Below are 14,896 nucleotides of genomic sequence, written 5' to 3' on the forward strand. Positions count from 1 at the left end.
CCCATCTCGAACTCAGCAGTGAAACGATTCAGCGCCGATGATAGTGTGAGGCTTCCTCATGCGAAAGTAGGACATCGCCAGGGTTTTAATTAAGAGAAATAGAAAAGCAAAAAAGCACAATTTCTCGATAGTATTTTACATAGTGTAAAAGCAAATATGCTGGCGTAGCTCAGTTGGTAGAGCAACTGACTTGTAATCAGTAGGTCCCGGGTTCGATTCCTGGTGCCAGCACCATCTAAATAAAAAATGTGTCAACACAAATTTGTGTTGACAATCTAATCATCTTAAAAGACAATAACGTTCTTTTTGGAGGGGTTCCCGAGCGGTCAAAGGGATCAGACTGTAAATCTGACGGCTCAGCCTTCGAAGGTTCGAATCCTTCCCCCTCCACCAGTTATAAGAGGATTAAAGCGGGTGTAGTTCAATGGTAGAACTTCAGCCTTCCAAGCTGATAGCGTGGGTTCGATTCCCATCACCCGCTCCAAATGTAGTGTAATGTTTGTTTGCTTGCGTAAGTATGATTGTGAGCAAATATGCTTTGCCCACATAGCTCAGGCGGTAGAGCACTTCCTTGGTAAGGAAGAGGTCGTTGGTTCGAGTCCAGTTGTGGGCACCATGTAATATAATTTGAAAACGGGGAGACTTTGCGATGGCGAAGGAAAAATTTGAACGTAAGAAGCCACACGTTAATGTGGGAACCATCGGTCACGTAGATCATGGTAAGACAACATTAACAGCTGCGATTACAACGATTATGGCAAAGAAATTTGGAGGTACAGCGAAAGCGTACGATCAAATTGATGCGGCTCCAGAAGAAAGAGAGCGTGGAATTACGATATCAACAGCACACGTTGAATATGAATCAGCGAATAGACACTACGCACACGTTGATTGCCCTGGACATGCGGACTATGTTAAGAACATGATTACAGGTGCAGCGCAAATGGATGGAGCGATATTAGTAGTATCAGCTGCAGATGGTCCAATGCCACAAACTAGAGAACATATTCTATTGTCACGCCAAGTAGGTGTACCGTACATTGTTGTGTTCATGAACAAAGCGGACATGGTAGATGATCCAGAACTATTAGAATTAGTAGAAATGGAAGTACGTGATTTATTAAGCAGCTACGATTTCCCTGGTGATGATATACCGATTATAGTTGGTTCAGCATTAAAAGCGCTCGAAGGTGAAGACAGTGACATTGGAGTGAAAGCCATTGAGAAATTGGTTGAGACAATGGACTCTTATATCCCTGAACCAGTTAGAAACATTGATAAGGCATTCTTGTTACCGATTGAAGACGTATTCTCAATCTCTGGACGGGGAACAGTAGTTACTGGACGAGTCGAGAGTGGAATCGTAAAAGTTGGTGAAGAAGTAGAAATTGTAGGAATTAGAGACACCCAAAAGACGACCTGTACTGGTGTTGAGATGTTCCGAAAACTTCTTGATGAAGGAAGAGCGGGAGATAACGTAGGTGTGTTACTACGTGGTACAAAGAGAGACGAAGTTGAGCGTGGTCAAGTATTAGCTAAGCCAGGCACAATTAAGCCACATACAAAGTTTGAAGCTGAAGTATATGTGTTGTCTAAAGACGAAGGTGGAAGACATACACCATTCTTTAATGGTTACAGACCACAGTTTTATTTTAGAACAACAGACGTAACAGGTACTTGTGACTTACCAGCTGGAGTAGAGATGGTAATGCCAGGTGATAACGTACAATTAACAGTAAACTTGCATGCACCAATCGCGATGGATGAAGGCTTACGTTTTGCCATTAGAGAAGGCGGACGTACAGTAGGTGCCGGTGTTGTTGCTAAAATAATCGAGTAAATATTATGAGTAATAATCAAAATATTAAAATAAGACTTAAATCGTTTGATCATCGCTTGATTGACTTATCAACTCGAGAGATCGTCGATACAGCAAAGAGAACAGGTGCACAAATACGTGGCCCTATACCTTTGCCTATACGTAAAGAAAAGTTCACTATATTGACTTCTCCTCATGTTAATAAAGACGCAAGAGATCAATATGAGTTACGAACTCACAAACGCCTGGTCGTAATTGTTCATCCAACAGAAAAAACTGTTGATGCCTTGATGAAATTGGATTTGGCTGCCGGGGTTGATGTTCAGATAAGCCTAGATGATTAATATTTAGGTCAAGGATACTAAAGAGGTATTACAATGAAGATCGGTTTATTAGGCCGTAAAATCGGTATGACACGAGTGTTTACACCAGAGGGAAAATCAGTTCCTGTATCAGTTATTGAAGTAGAACCTAATCGCGTGTCACAGTTAAAAACAGCAGATACTGATGGTTATACTGCAATTCAATTAACAGGTGGAAGTAAAAAATCCAGTAAGGTTAACAAACCCTTAACTGGACATTTTGCAAAAGCTGAAATTGAAGCAGGAGACATGCAGGTTGAGTTTCATGTTGAAACAATTGACAGTTTTCAATTAGGACAAGTTATAGCAATTTCCGATGTGTTCACAGCAGGACAATATGTAGACGTTGCTGGAATAACTAAAGGTAAAGGTTTCGCAGGAACCGTTAAGAGATATAACTTCAGAACACAAGATGCTACTCATGGTAACTCAAGATCGCATCGTGTGCCTGGGTCAATAGGTCAAAACCAAACTCCAGGTCGTGTATTCAAAGGGAAGAAGATGGCAGGGCATATGGGTAATGTCCGATGCACCACACAGAATCTTGAATTAGTTCGAGTTGATTCTGAGCGAAATTTACTTCTAATTAAAGGCGCTATTCCTGGAGCTCCCGGAGCAAGAGTTGAAATAAAGCCTGCAGTTAAAAAGCAAGCAAGGGGTGAGTGATGGAAGCTTCTATGATTGATAAAAAATCAAAACTACAATTGAGTGATGAGGTTTTTGGATATACATATAATGAGGGGTTAATCCATCAAGCTGTTGTCACTTTTATGAATAATGCAAGAAGTGGTAATAGCGCCCAAAAAACTCGTGCTGAAGTTAGAGGTGGAGGCAAAAAACCATGGAACCAAAAAGGAACTGGTAGAGCAAGAGCTGGAACAATCAGAAGTCCTATTTGGAGAACCGGTGGAGTAACATTCGCATCTAAAAAGAGAGATTATTCACAAAAAATTAATAAAAAAATGTACAAACGCGCATTACGTAGTATAATCTCCGAACTTTTACGTTCTGGTAATTTGCTAATAGTGAGCAAATTTCAGTGCGACACTCATAAAACGAAAGATTTTATCAGTAAAATGAATCAGCTCGAGATCAAAAACGCGCTGATTATTATGAGTGAAGTAGGTGAAAATGAGTATTTAAGCTCTAGAAATCTGATTGATTTCGATATCTGTGATGTAACAACTATTGATCCTGTAACTTTACTACGATTTGAAAAGGTTGTTGTTACAGAAGAGGCAATTAAAAAAATTGAGGAACAGTTACAATGAATGCTGAGAGATTGATGATGGTTCTTAGAGAACCACATACTTCTGAAAAGGCAACTGTAATGGCAGATAAATTTAAACAGTTCACTTTCAAAGTACTAAAATGCGCTACCAAAAATGAAGTTAAAATGGCTGTAGAGCATATTTTTAATGTAAAAGTAAAGAGCGTATCGATAGTTAATGCAAAAGGTAAATCAAAGCGCTTTAAGCAAACAAGTGGAAAACGTAGTGACTGGAAAAAAGCTTATGTTTCACTTTTTGCTGATCAGGATATTGATTTTACGGTTAGTGAATAAGGCAGATAAAGATGGCATTATTAAAATCAAAACCGACGTCCCCAGGTAGAAGAGGGGAACTTCGTGTAGTTCATCAAAATATACATAAGGGAAAGCCACATGCTGCATTAGTTGAAAAGCTAAATAAGACAGGTGGTAGAAACAATCAAGGCCGTATTACTGTTAGACACATCGGTGGTGGGCAGCGTCAAAAATACAGACTGATTGATTTTAAACGTAATAAAGATGGGATTGTTGGGCGAGTTGAACGTCTAGAGTATGATCCTAACAGAACAGCACTTATTGCTCTAATATCGTATGCAGATGGAGAAAAGAGGTATATTATTGCTCCTTCAAATTTGGAGGTTGGTGCAAGTGTTGTAAGTGGTGCAGATTCACCAATAAGTGTTGGAAATTGCCTACCACTAAAAAACATACCAGTTGGTACAACAATCCACTGCGTTGAAATGAAAGCAGGAAAAGGTGCTCAATTACTACGTAGTGCGGGATGTGGCGGACAGCTAGTCGCTAAAGAGGGCATTTATGCTACGCTAAGATTACGCTCAGGTGAAATGCGTAAAATTCATATTCTTTGTCGAGCTGTAATTGGTGAAGTTAGTAACAGTGAACACAGCTTGAGAGCACTTGGAAAAGCAGGGGCTAAGCGATGGAGAGGTATAAGGCCAACTGTGCGTGGTGTTGCAATGAACCCAGTAGATCATCCACATGGTGGAGGAGAAGGGCGTACATCTGGTGGACGTCATCCTGTATCACCGTGGGGCTTACCTACTAAAGGATACAAGACAAGAAGTAACAAGCGTACTGACAAATTTATTGTCAGAGGACGTAAGAAGAAATAATTAAACAAGAGGATATCAAGTGGCTCGTTCTATTAGAAAAGGTCCATTTATTGACCAACATTTGATCAGCAAAGTGCAAGCTGCAATCGAATCAAAATCAAAAAAACCAATTAAAACTTGGTCTAGACGTTCAACAATCGTTCCTGAAATGATTGATTTAACAATTGCTGTTCATAATGGCAAGGATCATGTTCCTGTGTTTATAACAGACAATATGGTTGGTCATAAGTTAGGTGAGTTTGCCATGACTCGTACATTCAAAGGCCATTCTGGTGACAGAAAGGCTAAAGGCAAGTAAGAGGATATTATGGAAGTAACAGCTAGATTAAAAGGCGCTCCTTTATCCGCTCAAAAGGGTAGATTAGTAGCCGATATGATACGCAATATGAGTGTATCTGGTGCACTTGATGTCCTCAAGTTCACACCAAAAAAGGGTGCACAATTGATGCTAAAATTACTGGAATCAGCTATTGCAAACGCTGAAAACAATAATGGAGCTGATATTGATGATCTAAAAGTTGGTATGGTATGTGTTGATGAAGCAATGACATTAAAACGTATTAGTCCCAGAGCTAAGGGCCGAGCGAACAGAATATGTAAGCGAACCTGCCATATTACTATTAAAGTATCTGATGAGGAATAGCCATGGGTCAAAAAGTTAATCCAATAGGCATACGTCTTGGAATAGTAAAAGATTGGAATTCTAAGTGGTTTGCTGGAAAAAGATATGCTGAATTTTTAATACAGGACATAAAGTTACGTCGTGAGTTGAAAAGTAAGCTAATGGCTGCGGCAGTTAGCAAGATTTTAATCGAAAGACCTGCTAACAATGCGGTTGTTACCATACTTTCTGCTAGACCTGGTGTGATTATCGGAAAGAAGGGGGGTGGTATAGAAACCCTTAGAAAGGAAATTTCTGATAAACTTGGTGTTCCAGTTCATTTAAATATTGAAGAGGTTAAAAAACCAGAACTAGATTCTACCTTAGTAGCTGAAGGTATAGCTCAACAGTTAGAACAACGTGTAATGTTCCGTAGAGCAATGAAAAGAGCGGTTACATCTGCACTTAAAGCCGGCGCAAAAGGTATTAAAATTTGTGTTAGCGGTCGTTTAGGTGGTGCTGAGATTGCTCGTAGCGAATGGTATAGAGAGGGAAGAGTTCCTTTACATACTTTTAGGGCAGATATTGATTATGGTACTGCTGAATCAAAAACAACCTACGGAATTATTGGTGTTAAAGTTTGGATCTTCAAAGGTGAAGTCTTACCTCAAAAGAAAAGATCAACTGAAAGCGCCTAGTGTGTGAGGATTAATAATCATGTTACAACCAAAGCGTACTAAATACCGAAAACAAATGAAAGGTCGAAATAGAGGGCTAGCGCTACGTGGTAGCAAAATTAGTTTCGGTGAGTTTGGTCTAAAAGCTCTTGAGCGTGGTCGCTTGACTGCAAGGCAGATCGAGGCAGCTCGTAGAGCAATGACTAGGCATATAAAAAGAGGCGGTAAAATTTGGATTAGAGTTTTCCCAGATAAGCCAATTACTCAAAAGCCACTGGAAGTAAGACAAGGTAAGGGTAAAGGTAGTGTTGAATATTGGGTTGCTCAAATTCAACCAGGTAAAGTACTTTTTGAAATGGAAGGTGTAAGCAAAGAATTGGCAATGGAAGCTTTTAATCTTGCTAAAGCAAAACTACCATTCAAAGTGATTTTTGAAGAACGGACGGTTATGTAATGAAAAAGATTGATGAATTCCGAAATATGACTGTGGATGAATTGCAAAATGAATTGCTTGTATTGCGTAAAGAGCAATTTAATTTACGTATGAAGAAAGCAAGTGGCTCACTAGATAAAACACATCTCATTACTATGGTGCGTAAATCAGTGGCAAAAGTTAAAACAATTTTGACTGAAAAGGCAGGTAAGTGACATGTCAACTAATAGTGAATCGAATGCCAGAACAATGATAGGCAAAGTAGTTAGTGACAAGATGGATAAGACCATTGTTGTGATGATTGAGCGAAAAGTGAAGCATCCAAAATACGGCAAAATTTTGAAACGAAGAAGTAAGCTACATGCACACGATGAAAATGAAGTTTGTCAAATTGGAAATATAGTGAAAATTCGTGAATCACGACCACTTTCTAAAACAAAATCATGGGTGTTGGTAGAAGTAATATCATAGGTATTATTAATTATACTTTTAAAACCCTAAAAGGCCTGATATAATCAGCAACCTTTTTCTGGTCGAATTTAGTGCTGGAGAAAAAAATGATCCAAATGCAGACAGTGCTCGAAGTTGCTGATAATAGCGGGGCACGAAAAGTAATGTGTATTAAAGTACTTGGTGGATCACACAGACGTTATGCACGTGTTGGTGATGTGATTAAAGTAAGTATTAAAGATGCTATACCACGAAGTAAAGTTAAAAAGGGCGCTGTAATGAAAGCTGTCGTTGTTAGAACGGCACAAGGTGTAAGAAGAGATGATGGTTCATTGATCCGTTTTGATGACAATGCTGCGGTATTGCTAAATAACCAAAATGAACCAATTGGTACACGTATATTTGGCCCAGTTACACGCGAGCTAAGAGAGAAATTTATGAAAATTATTTCTCTAGCTGCAGAAGTATTGTAAGAAGGATTAACTATGAAACGTATTAGAACAGGTGATGATGTAATAATTATTGCCGGGAAAAGTAAAGGTCATAGAGGAAAAGTATTAAGAGTTATCGATGAGAAGGTTGTCGTTGAAGGTGGAAATTTAATTAAAAAACACATGAAACCTAACCCTCATAAGCCTGAAAACAAAGGCGGAATCATTTCGCGCGAGGCTCCAATACATGTGTCCAACGTGGCTCATTTTAATCCAATTACTAAAAAGGCTGATAAAGTTGGCTTTAAGTTAATAGATAGTAATGGGGTAAGCACAAAGGTTAGATATTATAAATCTAACAATGAAATTATTGACCGCGTTTAGTTAGGTGAATGAAATGGCGAGACTTAAAGAGTTTTACAAGAAAGATGTCGTCAATATGATGATGAAGCGCTTTAACTATAAAAGCGTTATGGAAGTGCCTAAGATATTAAAAATTACATTAAACATGGGTGTTGGTGAAGCTGTTGGTGATAAGAAGATAATGAATCACGCAGTTGAAGACATGACTCTTATTGCAGGTCAAAAGCCTGTAGTAACGAAAGCTAGAACATCTATAGCAGGTTTTAAAATTCGTGAAGGCTGGCCGATCGGATGTAAAGTTACACTAAGACGAGAGCGCATGTATGAGTTTCTAGACCGTTTAATATCCATTACGTTACCGCGCGTAAGAGATTTTCGTGGTTTGAATCCAAAGTCATTCGATGGGACTGGTAATTATAGCATGGGAATTCATGAGCAAATCGTGTTTCCTGAGATTGACTATGATAAGACCGATGGAATTAGAGGTTTAGACATTTGTATTACCACTAGTGCTAAGACAAACGAAGAAGCCAAAGCGTTATTAGAAGCGTTTAATCTTCCTCTAAAAGATAAAGATAGAAAATAAAAGGGTGATATTGTGGCAAAAAAATCAATGCTGATGCGAGAATTAAAGCGTGCAAAACTGGTGGAAAAACACAGGAAGCGCAGATCTGAATTAAAAGAGTTGATTAAATCATCTAATGATTTTCAAGTAATAATGGATGCTCAAGCAAAACTAGCTAAATTGCCTATTAATTCAAATCCAGTACGTCATAGTACACGATGCCAGCAATGTGGTAGGCCACATGCAGTATATAGAAAATTTCAGTTATGTAGGATTTGTTTAAGGCAACAGCTGATGTTTGGTAATGTACCTGGCGGTAGAAAATCAAGCTGGTAAAATATTAAGATTGGAGAATAATTGTGAGTATGCATGATCCAGTTGCTGATATGTTGACAAGAATTCGAAATGGTCAACAAGCTAAACATCAGCAAGTAACATTAGTATCTTCTAAATTAAAAGAAGAAATAGCAAGAGTGTTAAAGGAAGAAGGTTATATTGAAGATTTCATGGTAGAAACTTTACCTAATAACCTAAAATCAATAACTCTAAAGCTGAAATATTATCATGGTAGACCAGTTATAGAATTGATAAAAAGAATTAGTCGTCCTGGCTTGCGTGTCTATAAATCATATAGAGATTTATCATCAATTCCAGGCTTTGGTGTGGCTATACTATCTACTTCTAAAGGTATAATGACTCATATATCCGCAAAACTTAAAGGTGTTGGTGGCGAAGTCATTTGTGAAGTGGCTTAATACTTGCGAGGAAAATTATGTCTAGAGTAGCAAAAGCCCCAATAACTCATGCAGCGAATGTTGAAGTTACTTTTGCTGATGGAACAGTTAATGTAAAAGGGCCAAAAGGTACACTAACTCAGAAAATTAATAAGTTAGTTAAAATCAGTAAGAGTAAAGAAGGTAATAAACTGGAATTCTCTCCTGCTTCAAATGACCCTAAAGCTTGGGCACAAGCTGGAACTGCCAGAGCAATAATCAACAATATGATACATGGTGTTACAGAAGGTTTCACTGTAGCCCTTGAGTTGGTTGGAGTTGGTTATAGAGCACAAGGTAAAGATAAGTCTATTACCTTATCATTAGGGTATTCGCACCCTATTGAATATGTTATGCCAAAAGGAGTTAGTGTTGAGACTCCATCAAACACATCAATCATTTTGAAGGGTGTTGATAAACAAATTTTGGGACAAGTAGCCTCTGAGATCAGAGCATTTAGGCCACCAGAACCCTATAAAGGTAAAGGTGTTAAATATGCTGGTGAGCAAATTGCAAGAAAAGAAGCTAAGAAGAAATAAGGCGTAAATTATGAATAAGCATAGTGCACGAAAAAGACGTGGTCTAAAGACAAAAGCGATGATCAGAAAATCAGGTCACCTTAGGCTCGTCGTACACAGAAGTGGTATAAATATTTATTCACAAATCATAAAGCAATGTGATTTGGGTGATAAAGTTTTAGTTGTTTCTTCAACTCTTGATAAAGAACTTAAAGCTAATCTTTCAGGAAAGAATAAAGTCGAACAGGCAAACTTAGTAGGAGAGCTTTTAGCTAAGAGAGCAAAGGCTGAAGGGATTACTAAGGTTGCATTTGATCGAGCTGGTTATAAATATCATGGCCGGGTTAAGGCGCTTGCAGAAGGTGCTCGTGAAGCCGGTTTAGAATTTTAAGGAACAATTATGTCAATTGAAGAACTACCCAAGTCAGATGGGTATCAAGAAAAATTGGTATCTGTTACCCGTACAGCCAAGGTAGTAAAAGGTGGTCGAGTTTTTGGCTTTGCTGTATTAGTAGTTGTGGGTGATGGAAAAGGGAAAGTTGGATTTGGTAGAGGAAAAGCTAGAGAAGTTCCAATTGCTATTCAGAAAGCAATGGATCAAGCTAAGAAGAATATGGTTTATATTCCGCTATCCGGAACTACAATCCATCATGAGATTAGCTGGAACTACGGTGCTTCTAAAGTATTTATGAAACCTGCAAGTGATGGTACAGGCATTATCGCAGGTGGAGCTATGCGTGCAGTTCTAGAGGTACTTGGCGTCCAGAATATACTCGCTAAAAGCATTGGATCCACAAACCCAAGTAATATCGTTCGTGCAACAATTGGTGCATTAACGAACATTGGTACTCCAGATTATGTTGCAGCAAAGCGCGGCAAAACTGTCGAAGAAGTAATGGCGGGCTAATAATGAAAAATAAAATCAAAATTACATTAGTAAAAAGTGTTATTGGCAGAAAACCAAAGCACCGAGATATTATAAAACAATTAGGACTAGGAAAAACAAATTCAAGTGTAGTGCATAATGATAATCCAGCAATTCGAGGATTAGTTAATGCAGTAAACTATCTGGTTCTAGTTGAGGAGTGTGCATAATGAATTTAAATTCTCTGTCTCCAGATCCAGGTTCAAGACCAGCTAAAAGACGTGTTGGTAGAGGTATAGGATCTGGTTTAGGAAAAACATGTGGAAAGGGACATAAAGGTCAAAAATCAAGAGCTGGTGGATACCATAAGATCAACTTTGAAGGTGGACAAATGCCAATTCAAAGAAGATTACCAAAAATGGGCTTTAAATCACGAGTTGGAAGAACAGTAGACCAAGTGTGTTTGAGTGAACTAGCTAACTTGAGTGATGATGTTATTGATCTAGGAGCTTTAAGACGTGCCGGGCTTATAAATAGCGCCATTAAGGATGTCAAAATAATTCTTTCAGGCGAACTCACTAAACCTGTCAAATTAAAAGGATTAAGAGTTACAAAAGGTGCTCGTGCAGCTATTGAAGGTCTAGGCGGTAGTATCGAAGAGTGACTATGAAAAACCAACAGAATAATGGAAGTCAGGCACGAGGCGGTCTTGCAGAGCTTAAGTCAAGGTTGCTGTTTGTTGTACTTGGAATTTTAGTATATCGGTTAGGAGCACATATACCTGTTCCTGGGCTTGATCCAACTAAATTAGCTAATTTTTTCAATGAACAACAAAATACCATATTTGGTTTGTTTAACATGTTCTCAGGTGGAGCCTTATCAAGGGTTACTGTATTTGCAATAGGTATTATGCCTTATATTTCTGCTTCTATCATTATTCAACTTTTTTCAGTTGTATCACCAAAATTAGAACAACTTAAAAAAGAAGGTGAATCAGGACGTAGAAAGATAAATCAGTATACTCGATACCTTACGCTGCTATTGTCTATATTTCAGTCCTTGGGTATGGCGAGATGGTTAGCGGGGCAACAAATTGCAATGCAAGGTGATTTTACTTTCTACTTTACTGCTGTTGTTACATTGGTAACTGGAACGATGTTCTTAATGTGGCTAGGAGAACAAATTACTGAAAAAGGTGTCGGTAATGGAATATCTTTAATTATCTTTTCAGGTATTGTATCAAGCATGCCGAATGCTATAGCATCAGTATTGCAGCAAGTTAAAGAAGGTCAAATGCAAGCTTTAACAGTTGTAGTTATAGCTGCTGTTGTCGTTGTAGTTACCGGTTTTGTAGTGTTTATGGAACGAGCCCAAAGAAGAATCAGGGTTAACTATGCACAGCGAACGCAAGGTCGTAAGGTATATGCTGCACAAACCAGCCATTTACCATTAAAGATAAATATGTCTGGTGTTATACCGCCAATTTTCGCATCAAGCATCATTTTGTTGCCAGCAACATTAGCACAGTTCTTTTCACATACGAAAGGAATGGGTTGGCTGGCAGATGTTGGCATGGCTCTGTCACCTGGGCAACCTTTATACTTAATTGTATATGCCGTGGCTATATTATTCTTTGCATTCTTTTACGCTGCGCTAGTATTTAATCCGAAAGATACTGCCGAGAATTTAAAGAAATCAGGGGCCTATATACCAGGTATTAGACCAGGTGAACAGACAACAAAGTATATCGATTCAGTGATGACTAGATTAACACTCGTTGGATCAATATATTTAGTATTGGTTTGTTTACTACCACAAATATTGATGTATACATGGCATGTTCCTTTTTATTTCGGTGGAACATCTTTACTAATTATCGTTGTTGTTATCATGGATTTTGTAGCGCAGATACAAGCCCACTTAATGACGCAGCAATACGATTCATTACTAAAAAAAGCTAATTTTAAAGGTACAAAATTACCTGGACTACTATGATTTATCGGAGTTAAGAATGAAAGTAAGAGCATCAGTAAAGCGCATATGTCGCAATTGTAAAATAATAAAAAGAAGTGGCACTATACGTGTGATATGTAAAGATGCCAGACATAAGCAGAAGCAAGGTTAAACACTGCTTGATTTTATCTTATTTTAATAGTATTCTTCTGTCCCTTTCGACAGAACAAAATAAAGTTCGGAGAAGCTAATGGCTCGAATAGCGGGAGTAAACATACCTGATCACAAGCATGTAGTGATTGCCTTAACGTCCATATATGGGATAGGTAAAACAACATCGTTGAATCTGTGTAAAGCAACAAATATAGATCCAGCATCAAAAGTATCTCAGTTGTCTGAAGCACAGCTGGAACAATTAAGAACTGAAATTGCCAAAATTACAGTTGAGGGTGATCTACGTCGCGTAGTTACTATGAACATCAAGAGACTTATGGATCTTGGATGTTATAGAGGTTTAAGACATAGAAGAGGATTACCATTGCGTGGTCAACGTACAAAGACAAACGCACGTACAAGAAAGGGCCGTAGAAAAGGCACTAGTAGTTGATTTTATCTAGGAAATTATAACGATGGCTATAACAAAATCAAAGCAACAAAAAACACGTAAAAAGGCTAAACGAGTTGTAACTGATGGTATTGTACATGTTCATGCATCATTTAATAATACCATAGTAACGTTTACCGATAGACAGGGTAACGCATTGTGCTGGGCTACTTCAGGTGGTTCTGGATTTAGAGGTTCCAGAAAAAGCACACCATATGCAGCACAAGTAGCAACTGAACGTGCGGCATTAGTTGCAAAGGAATATGGAATGAAATCTGTAGCTGTTTTTGTTCATGGTCCTGGTCCAGGTAGAGAATCAACTATACGTGAATTGATAACACAAGATTTCAAAATTGTAGAAATAACCGATGTTACAGGCATACCACATAATGGTTGCAAGCCACCTAAAAAACGTCGTGTATAAGGTTCAGGAGTAATTAATGGCTAGATATCTAGGTCCAAAGTGTAAATTATCACGTCGTGAAGGTACTGATTTATTTTTAAAAAGCGGCGTAAGAGATCATAAATCAAAGTGCAAAGCTGAAAAGTTGCCAGGTCAACATGGTGATAAAAAGCCACGTTTAAATGATTATGGTATTCAGCTTAGAGAAAAGCAGAAAATCAGAAGATTGTATGGTATTCTTGAAAAGCAATTTAGAAATTACTACAAAAAAGCTTCTCGATTATCAGGATCTACAGGTGAAAACCTAATGTCCCTTTTGGAAAGAAGACTTGATAATGTCGTTTATAGAATGGGATTTGCAAGTACTCGTGCTGAAGCAAGACAGTTAGTGGCTCATAAAGCCATATTAGTTAATGATAGGATTGCTAATATACCATCATTGCTAGTAAGTCCCGGAGACACTATCTCTATAAGAGAACGTGCAAAAAACCAAGGTCGTATTCAAGCAGCATTAGCTCTTTCTGAACAAAGAGCCCCATGTGATTGGATAACTGTAGATAATGCATCCTTCAAGGGCACGTTTACTACTGCACCTAAGTTGTCTGATTTGTCATCATATTACAACGTAAACTTAGTGGTAGAACTTTACTCTAAGTAAGCTCGGAGAAATAGCTGAATGTATACTGAAATCAATGATATGTTAACGCCCAAAGTTCTTAAGGTTCAAGCTGAATCACCCTATAAAGCTCGAATTGTATTAGAGCCATTGGAGCGGGGTTTTGGTCACACCCTCGGCAATGCTTTGAGACGTATATTATTGTCATCCATGCCTGGTAGTGCAATTACAGAAGCATCTATAGACGGTGTATTGCATGAATACAGCACAATTGAGGGTGTACAAGAGGATGTTGTTGATATACTGCTTAATCTTAAGCTGGTAGCAATGAAGTTGACTGTAGGTAATGAAGCACTAGTGACGCTGAATAAAAGTGGTCCTTGCCAAGTTACTGCAGGAGACATTCAATTGACGCATGGTCAAGAAATTATAAATCCTGAGTTAGTTATAGCGAATCTGAATGAAAAAGGTAAATTGAATATGACTCTTAAAGTTGAAAGAGGCGTAGGATTTTACAGCACTGACTCGTTTATTCACCATGACGATGAAATTGAAAAGAAATCTGTTGGTAAATTGAAAATTGATAATAGTTTCTCTCCTGTTAAAAAGGTTGCCTATTTTGTTGATAGTGCTCGTGTGGAAAATCGTACAGACCTAGATAAACTTACACTTGAATTAGAAACGAATGGAACAATTGATGCAGAGGAAGCCATTAGAATATCTGCCAGTATTCTACAAAGACAGTTACATGCATTTGTTGATCTGAAGTTTGAAGAATCAAGAACAGATAACAAGGAAAGGAATGATTTTGATCCTGTTTTGTTACGATCTGTTGATGATTTGGAGTTAACTGTACGATCTGCTAATTGTTTAAAGGCAGAAAATATACATTATATTGGCGATTTAGTGCAACGAACTGAAAATGAATTGCTAAAGACACCTAATCTTGGAAAAAAATCATTGACTGAGATTAAGGATGTATTAGCATCACGTTCTTTATCGCTAGGTATGAAACTTGAGAATTGGCCGCCAGCTAGTCTAGGCGAGTAATATTTAGGAG

28 protein-coding genes, 4 tRNA genes and 1 rRNA gene are annotated in these 14,896 nt (G+C 38.2%); all 33 read left to right on the plus strand.

Annotated features, from left to right (window positions below):
- Nucleotides 1-83 (plus strand): 5S ribosomal RNA (gene rrf, locus Lwal_RS18260); the annotation flags it as partial.
- Between the two features lie 75 nt (nt 84-158).
- Nucleotides 159-234 (plus strand) — tRNA-Thr (locus Lwal_RS11830).
- 74 nt (nt 235-308) lie between these two features.
- Nucleotides 309-393, plus strand: a tRNA-Tyr gene (locus Lwal_RS11835).
- Nucleotides 394-410: 17 nt separating this feature from the next.
- Nucleotides 411-484: transfer RNA gene (locus tag Lwal_RS11840), tRNA-Gly, on the plus strand.
- 56 nt (nt 485-540) lie between these two features.
- A tRNA-Thr gene (locus Lwal_RS11845) sits at nt 541-616 on the plus strand.
- Between the two features lie 33 nt (nt 617-649).
- Nucleotides 650-1,840, plus strand: a complete 1,191-nt coding sequence (gene tuf, locus Lwal_RS11850; protein WP_058481016.1) for an elongation factor Tu — start codon at nt 650-652, stop codon at nt 1,838-1,840.
- A 5-nt stretch (nt 1,841-1,845) separates the two neighbouring features.
- Nucleotides 1,846-2,163, plus strand: coding sequence for a 30S ribosomal protein S10 (gene rpsJ / locus Lwal_RS11855; protein ID WP_058481017.1), 318 nt, complete (start codon nt 1,846-1,848; stop codon nt 2,161-2,163).
- A gap of 33 nt (nt 2,164-2,196) precedes the next feature.
- Nucleotides 2,197-2,847 carry a 50S ribosomal protein L3 gene (rplC, locus tag Lwal_RS11860; protein ID WP_058481018.1) on the plus strand — a complete coding sequence of 217 codons (651 nt, stop codon included), beginning with the start codon at nt 2,197-2,199 and terminating at the stop codon, nt 2,845-2,847.
- Complete coding sequence (gene rplD, locus Lwal_RS11865) at nt 2,847-3,452, plus strand: 50S ribosomal protein L4 (RefSeq protein ID WP_058481019.1); 606 nt, start codon at nt 2,847-2,849, stop codon at nt 3,450-3,452. The genes rplC and rplD overlap by 1 nt, the downstream gene beginning before the upstream one ends.
- Nucleotides 3,449-3,745: a 50S ribosomal protein L23 gene (gene rplW, locus Lwal_RS11870; RefSeq protein WP_058481020.1), complete on the plus strand. Its 297-nt coding sequence runs from the start codon at nt 3,449-3,451 to the stop codon at nt 3,743-3,745. The genes rplD and rplW overlap by 4 nt, the downstream gene beginning before the upstream one ends.
- A gap of 11 nt (nt 3,746-3,756) precedes the next feature.
- Nucleotides 3,757-4,584, plus strand: a complete 828-nt coding sequence (gene rplB, locus Lwal_RS11875; RefSeq protein ID WP_058481021.1) for a 50S ribosomal protein L2 — start codon at nt 3,757-3,759, stop codon at nt 4,582-4,584.
- A gap of 19 nt (nt 4,585-4,603) precedes the next feature.
- Entirely contained in the window at nt 4,604-4,882 is a 279-nt protein-coding gene (gene rpsS / locus Lwal_RS11880) for a 30S ribosomal protein S19 (RefSeq protein ID WP_058481022.1), read from the plus strand.
- A gap of 9 nt (nt 4,883-4,891) precedes the next feature.
- Nucleotides 4,892-5,227, plus strand: a complete 336-nt coding sequence (gene rplV / locus Lwal_RS11885; protein ID WP_058481023.1) for a 50S ribosomal protein L22 — start codon at nt 4,892-4,894, stop codon at nt 5,225-5,227.
- A gap of 2 nt (nt 5,228-5,229) precedes the next feature.
- Nucleotides 5,230-5,883 (plus strand): 30S ribosomal protein S3, encoded by a 654-nt coding sequence (rpsC, locus tag Lwal_RS11890; protein WP_058481024.1) that lies wholly within the window; start codon nt 5,230-5,232, stop codon nt 5,881-5,883.
- A 19-nt stretch (nt 5,884-5,902) separates the two neighbouring features.
- Nucleotides 5,903-6,316 carry a 50S ribosomal protein L16 gene (gene rplP, locus Lwal_RS11895; RefSeq protein ID WP_058481025.1) on the plus strand — a complete coding sequence of 138 codons (414 nt, stop codon included), beginning with the start codon at nt 5,903-5,905 and terminating at the stop codon, nt 6,314-6,316.
- Nucleotides 6,316-6,510: a 50S ribosomal protein L29 gene (gene rpmC / locus Lwal_RS11900; RefSeq protein ID WP_058481026.1), complete on the plus strand. Its 195-nt coding sequence runs from the start codon at nt 6,316-6,318 to the stop codon at nt 6,508-6,510. The genes rplP and rpmC overlap by 1 nt, the downstream gene beginning before the upstream one ends.
- Before the next feature lies 1 nt (nt 6,511).
- Nucleotides 6,512-6,766 carry a 30S ribosomal protein S17 gene (rpsQ, locus tag Lwal_RS11905; protein WP_058481027.1) on the plus strand — a complete coding sequence of 85 codons (255 nt, stop codon included), beginning with the start codon at nt 6,512-6,514 and terminating at the stop codon, nt 6,764-6,766.
- Nucleotides 6,767-6,852: 86 nt separating this feature from the next.
- Nucleotides 6,853-7,218 carry a 50S ribosomal protein L14 gene (gene rplN / locus Lwal_RS11910; RefSeq protein WP_058481028.1) on the plus strand — a complete coding sequence of 122 codons (366 nt, stop codon included), beginning with the start codon at nt 6,853-6,855 and terminating at the stop codon, nt 7,216-7,218.
- Nucleotides 7,219-7,230: 12 nt separating this feature from the next.
- A complete protein-coding gene (rplX, locus tag Lwal_RS11915) occupies nt 7,231-7,560 on the plus strand; it encodes a 50S ribosomal protein L24 (protein WP_058481029.1) in 330 nt (109 codons plus the stop codon).
- A gap of 13 nt (nt 7,561-7,573) precedes the next feature.
- Complete coding sequence (gene rplE, locus Lwal_RS11920; RefSeq protein WP_058481030.1) at nt 7,574-8,125, plus strand: 50S ribosomal protein L5; 552 nt, start codon at nt 7,574-7,576, stop codon at nt 8,123-8,125.
- 12 nt (nt 8,126-8,137) lie between these two features.
- On the plus strand, nt 8,138-8,440 hold the full coding sequence (gene rpsN, locus Lwal_RS11925; protein ID WP_058481031.1) for a 30S ribosomal protein S14: 303 nt from the start codon (nt 8,138-8,140) through the stop codon (nt 8,438-8,440).
- Nucleotides 8,441-8,469: 29 nt separating this feature from the next.
- Nucleotides 8,470-8,859, plus strand: a complete 390-nt coding sequence (rpsH, locus tag Lwal_RS11930; RefSeq protein ID WP_197697720.1) for a 30S ribosomal protein S8 — start codon at nt 8,470-8,472, stop codon at nt 8,857-8,859.
- A gap of 17 nt (nt 8,860-8,876) precedes the next feature.
- Complete coding sequence (gene rplF, locus Lwal_RS11935; protein WP_058481033.1) at nt 8,877-9,416, plus strand: 50S ribosomal protein L6; 540 nt, start codon at nt 8,877-8,879, stop codon at nt 9,414-9,416.
- 10 nt (nt 9,417-9,426) lie between these two features.
- Nucleotides 9,427-9,786, plus strand: coding sequence for a 50S ribosomal protein L18 (gene rplR / locus Lwal_RS11940; RefSeq protein WP_058481034.1), 360 nt, complete (start codon nt 9,427-9,429; stop codon nt 9,784-9,786).
- Nucleotides 9,787-9,795: 9 nt separating this feature from the next.
- Complete coding sequence (gene rpsE, locus Lwal_RS11945; RefSeq protein ID WP_058481035.1) at nt 9,796-10,302, plus strand: 30S ribosomal protein S5; 507 nt, start codon at nt 9,796-9,798, stop codon at nt 10,300-10,302.
- A 2-nt stretch (nt 10,303-10,304) separates the two neighbouring features.
- On the plus strand, nt 10,305-10,490 hold the full coding sequence (gene rpmD / locus Lwal_RS11950) for a 50S ribosomal protein L30 (protein ID WP_058481036.1): 186 nt from the start codon (nt 10,305-10,307) through the stop codon (nt 10,488-10,490).
- Nucleotides 10,490-10,924, plus strand: coding sequence for a 50S ribosomal protein L15 (gene rplO, locus Lwal_RS11955; RefSeq protein ID WP_058481037.1), 435 nt, complete (start codon nt 10,490-10,492; stop codon nt 10,922-10,924). Before rpmD ends, rplO begins: the two co-directional genes overlap by 1 nt.
- A 2-nt stretch (nt 10,925-10,926) precedes the next feature.
- Complete coding sequence (secY, locus tag Lwal_RS11960) at nt 10,927-12,255, plus strand: preprotein translocase subunit SecY (protein ID WP_058481038.1); 1,329 nt, start codon at nt 10,927-10,929, stop codon at nt 12,253-12,255.
- Between the two features lie 16 nt (nt 12,256-12,271).
- Nucleotides 12,272-12,385 (plus strand): 50S ribosomal protein L36, encoded by a 114-nt coding sequence (rpmJ, locus tag Lwal_RS17115; RefSeq protein WP_010946099.1) that lies wholly within the window; start codon nt 12,272-12,274, stop codon nt 12,383-12,385.
- 78 nt (nt 12,386-12,463) lie between these two features.
- Nucleotides 12,464-12,820, plus strand: coding sequence for a 30S ribosomal protein S13 (gene rpsM, locus Lwal_RS11965; RefSeq protein WP_058481039.1), 357 nt, complete (start codon nt 12,464-12,466; stop codon nt 12,818-12,820).
- Nucleotides 12,821-12,842: 22 nt separating this feature from the next.
- A complete protein-coding gene (gene rpsK, locus Lwal_RS11970) occupies nt 12,843-13,241 on the plus strand; it encodes a 30S ribosomal protein S11 (RefSeq protein WP_058481040.1) in 399 nt (132 codons plus the stop codon).
- A 16-nt stretch (nt 13,242-13,257) separates the two neighbouring features.
- Nucleotides 13,258-13,878 carry a 30S ribosomal protein S4 gene (rpsD, locus tag Lwal_RS11975; RefSeq protein WP_058481041.1) on the plus strand — a complete coding sequence of 207 codons (621 nt, stop codon included), beginning with the start codon at nt 13,258-13,260 and terminating at the stop codon, nt 13,876-13,878.
- Nucleotides 13,879-13,896: 18 nt separating this feature from the next.
- Nucleotides 13,897-14,886 carry a DNA-directed RNA polymerase subunit alpha gene (locus Lwal_RS11980; RefSeq protein WP_058481042.1) on the plus strand — a complete coding sequence of 330 codons (990 nt, stop codon included), beginning with the start codon at nt 13,897-13,899 and terminating at the stop codon, nt 14,884-14,886.
- Nucleotides 14,887-14,896 lie beyond the last annotated feature (10 nt).

Origin of the sequence: Legionella waltersii (genome assembly GCF_001468085.1) — a bacterium.
Taxonomy (GTDB): domain Bacteria; phylum Pseudomonadota; class Gammaproteobacteria; order Legionellales; family Legionellaceae; genus Legionella; species Legionella waltersii.

What these genes read in the sequence shown, in the direction of transcription:
- Lwal_RS11980 (WP_058481042.1), top strand. Translation starts at nt 13,897, where the DNA reads ATGTATACTGAAATCAATGATATGTTAACGCCCAAAGTTCTTAAGGTT.
- rpsK (WP_058481040.1), top strand. Translation starts at nt 12,843, where the DNA reads ATGGCTATAACAAAATCAAAGCAACAAAAAACACGTAAAAAGGCTAAA.
- rpsM (WP_058481039.1), top strand. Translation starts at nt 12,464, where the DNA reads ATGGCTCGAATAGCGGGAGTAAACATACCTGATCACAAGCATGTAGTG.
- rplO (WP_058481037.1), top strand. Translation starts at nt 10,490, where the DNA reads ATGAATTTAAATTCTCTGTCTCCAGATCCAGGTTCAAGACCAGCTAAA.
- rplV (WP_058481023.1), top strand. Translation starts at nt 4,892, where the DNA reads ATGGAAGTAACAGCTAGATTAAAAGGCGCTCCTTTATCCGCTCAAAAG.
- rplE (WP_058481030.1), top strand. Translation starts at nt 7,574, where the DNA reads ATGGCGAGACTTAAAGAGTTTTACAAGAAAGATGTCGTCAATATGATG.
- rplC (WP_058481018.1), top strand. Translation starts at nt 2,197, where the DNA reads ATGAAGATCGGTTTATTAGGCCGTAAAATCGGTATGACACGAGTGTTT.
- rplB (WP_058481021.1), top strand. Translation starts at nt 3,757, where the DNA reads ATGGCATTATTAAAATCAAAACCGACGTCCCCAGGTAGAAGAGGGGAA.
- rplW (WP_058481020.1), top strand. Translation starts at nt 3,449, where the DNA reads ATGAATGCTGAGAGATTGATGATGGTTCTTAGAGAACCACATACTTCT.
- rpmC (WP_058481026.1), top strand. Translation starts at nt 6,316, where the DNA reads ATGAAAAAGATTGATGAATTCCGAAATATGACTGTGGATGAATTGCAA.
- rplP (WP_058481025.1), top strand. Translation starts at nt 5,903, where the DNA reads ATGTTACAACCAAAGCGTACTAAATACCGAAAACAAATGAAAGGTCGA.
- tuf (WP_058481016.1), top strand. Translation starts at nt 650, where the DNA reads ATGGCGAAGGAAAAATTTGAACGTAAGAAGCCACACGTTAATGTGGGA.
- rplR (WP_058481034.1), top strand. Translation starts at nt 9,427, where the DNA reads ATGAATAAGCATAGTGCACGAAAAAGACGTGGTCTAAAGACAAAAGCG.
- rpsE (WP_058481035.1), top strand. Translation starts at nt 9,796, where the DNA reads ATGTCAATTGAAGAACTACCCAAGTCAGATGGGTATCAAGAAAAATTG.
- rplD (WP_058481019.1), top strand. Translation starts at nt 2,847, where the DNA reads ATGGAAGCTTCTATGATTGATAAAAAATCAAAACTACAATTGAGTGAT.
- rplN (WP_058481028.1), top strand. Translation starts at nt 6,853, where the DNA reads ATGATCCAAATGCAGACAGTGCTCGAAGTTGCTGATAATAGCGGGGCA.
- rpsD (WP_058481041.1), top strand. Translation starts at nt 13,258, where the DNA reads ATGGCTAGATATCTAGGTCCAAAGTGTAAATTATCACGTCGTGAAGGT.
- secY (WP_058481038.1), top strand. Translation starts at nt 10,927, where the DNA reads ATGAAAAACCAACAGAATAATGGAAGTCAGGCACGAGGCGGTCTTGCA.
- rpsJ (WP_058481017.1), top strand. Translation starts at nt 1,846, where the DNA reads ATGAGTAATAATCAAAATATTAAAATAAGACTTAAATCGTTTGATCAT.
- rpmJ (WP_010946099.1), top strand. Translation starts at nt 12,272, where the DNA reads ATGAAAGTAAGAGCATCAGTAAAGCGCATATGTCGCAATTGTAAAATA.
- rplX (WP_058481029.1), top strand. Translation starts at nt 7,231, where the DNA reads ATGAAACGTATTAGAACAGGTGATGATGTAATAATTATTGCCGGGAAA.
- rpmD (WP_058481036.1), top strand. Translation starts at nt 10,305, where the DNA reads ATGAAAAATAAAATCAAAATTACATTAGTAAAAAGTGTTATTGGCAGA.
- rpsC (WP_058481024.1), top strand. Translation starts at nt 5,230, where the DNA reads ATGGGTCAAAAAGTTAATCCAATAGGCATACGTCTTGGAATAGTAAAA.
- rplF (WP_058481033.1), top strand. Translation starts at nt 8,877, where the DNA reads ATGTCTAGAGTAGCAAAAGCCCCAATAACTCATGCAGCGAATGTTGAA.
- rpsQ (WP_058481027.1), top strand. Translation starts at nt 6,512, where the DNA reads ATGTCAACTAATAGTGAATCGAATGCCAGAACAATGATAGGCAAAGTA.
- rpsH (WP_197697720.1), top strand. Translation starts at nt 8,470, where the DNA reads ATGCATGATCCAGTTGCTGATATGTTGACAAGAATTCGAAATGGTCAA.